The following is a 1,782-nucleotide window of genomic DNA, read 5'->3' as shown; positions in this document are numbered from 1 at the left end:
CCGGAGGGCAGGTCGAAGGCGACCGACCAGCCGTTGATCGTGGTGGTGCCGCCATTGGTGATCGTGTACTTGCCCTCGAAACCGGTCCCCCAGTCAGAGACCTTGGTGAAGACGGCGGTGGGGGATGCCGCGAAGGCCGGGGCCGCGACCGTTGACAGGCCGAGTGACATGCCGAGCGCGGCCAGAACCGCGGTCAGCGTTCGTCGAATTCTCATGCTTCTTCCTCGGTTGGGGGGTGTTCGGAGGCTTAGGGCAGGGTCGCGAGGTGCGGCTTGACGGTCCTGGAGAAGTTCCAGCCGTTACTGGCGTCCCAGTTGATGGACCAGGTCATCGCGCCGCGGATCCCGGGGTAGGCGCGCGGCGGCACGAAGCCACCGCAGTTGGTCCTGGTGGCCAGGCAGGTCAGGGCCTGGTTGACCAGTGCGGGGGCGACGATCCCGCCGCCCGCCGCGCCCGGTCCCGCGGGCAGGCCGAGCGCCACCTGGTCGGGGCGCAGGCCGTTCTCCAGCTGGATGCAGGCCAGCGCGGTCATGAAGTTGACGGTGCCCTGCGAGTAGGCGGCCATCTGGTCGCAGCCGAGCATGGAGCCGGAGTTGTAGTACTGGGTGTGGACGACGGTGAGGATGTCCTTGATGTTCAGCGCCAGCTTGAAGTACTCGGCGCCGGTGGACTGCATGTCGATGGTCTGCGGCGCCATCGTGATGATCAGGTTCGCACCGGCCTTGGCCCGCAGCGCACGCAGCGCCTGGCCCATGTAGGTGGCGTTGAGGCCGTTCTCCAGGTCGATGTCCACGCCGTCGAAGCCGTAGTTCTGCATCAGGGCGTAGACGGTGTCGGCGAACTTGGTCGCGGCGGCGGCACTCGCCACCTGTACCCGACCGGCCTCGCCGCCGACCGAGAGGATGACCTTCTTGCCGCGGGAGTGGAGGGTCTGCACGTCGGTCTTGAACTGGGCGTCGGTGTAGCCGCCGAGGGAGGCCGACAGGCCCGGGTCCACGCCGAAGACGACCTCGCCCGGGGTGGCGGTGGCCTCGCCGAAGGAGACCGCGACCAGGTCGTACTCGTTGGGCACCGCCGACAGCCGCAGCTCGACCGCCGCGTTGTCGAAGTTGTGCCAGTACCCGGTGAGGAAGTGCTTGGGCAGCGGGCCTGTGGTGCAGCCGGTGGTGGTGGCACTGGCCGGGTCGCTCTTCGGACCCTCACCCGCGGAGTTGTACGCCGCCACCGTGTAGGTGTGCGCCTCGCACACCCCCAACCCCGACACCGTCGCACTCGTCCCGGTCACCGTCGCCTTGACAGCCGAACCCTCATAGACCCGGTAGCCGGTCACCGAACCCGACGACGCACCCCACGACAACGCCACACTGTTCGCACCACCCGTCGCCGACACCGCACCCGGCTTACCCGGGGTGCCTGTGGTGCAGCCGGTGGTGGTGGCACTGGCCGGGTCGCTCTTCGGACCCTCACCCGCGGAGTTGTACGCCGCCACCGTGTAGGTGTGCGCCTCGCACACCCCCAACCCCGACACCGTCGCACTCGTCCCGGTCACCGTCGCCTTGACAGCCGAACCCTCGTACACCCGGTAGCCGGTCACCGAACCCGACGACGCACCCCACGACAACGCCACACTGTTCGCACCACCCGTCGCCGACACCGCACCCGGCTTACCGGGGACGGTGGTACCGGTGCCGCCGCAGGCCGCGCCGTTGAGCGTGCAGTTGGACGGGGTGACGCCGCCGGGGCTGCCGTTGAAGCCGAAGCTCGCGGTCGCACCGGGCGCCA

General features: G+C 69.1%; 2 protein-coding genes. Both read right to left on the bottom strand.

The annotated features are described in order from the left end of the window. Positions 1–215, bottom strand: a 215-nt coding sequence (locus ABZU75_RS46295; protein ID WP_355569934.1) for a cellulose binding domain-containing protein, incomplete at its 3' end; no start/stop codon positions are given. A 32-nt stretch (positions 216–247) separates the two neighbouring features. Next, the coding region (locus ABZU75_RS46290) for a glycosyl hydrolase family 18 protein (protein WP_355569931.1) at positions 248–1,782 on the bottom strand (1,535 nt) is incomplete at its 5' end.

Source organism: Streptosporangium sp. NPDC005286 (assembly GCF_040607515.1).
Classification (GTDB): domain Bacteria; phylum Actinomycetota; class Actinomycetes; order Streptosporangiales; family Streptosporangiaceae; genus Streptosporangium.
The sequence above is the reverse complement of the archived record's forward strand: the minus strand, read 5'-3'. Positions and strand labels throughout refer to the sequence as shown.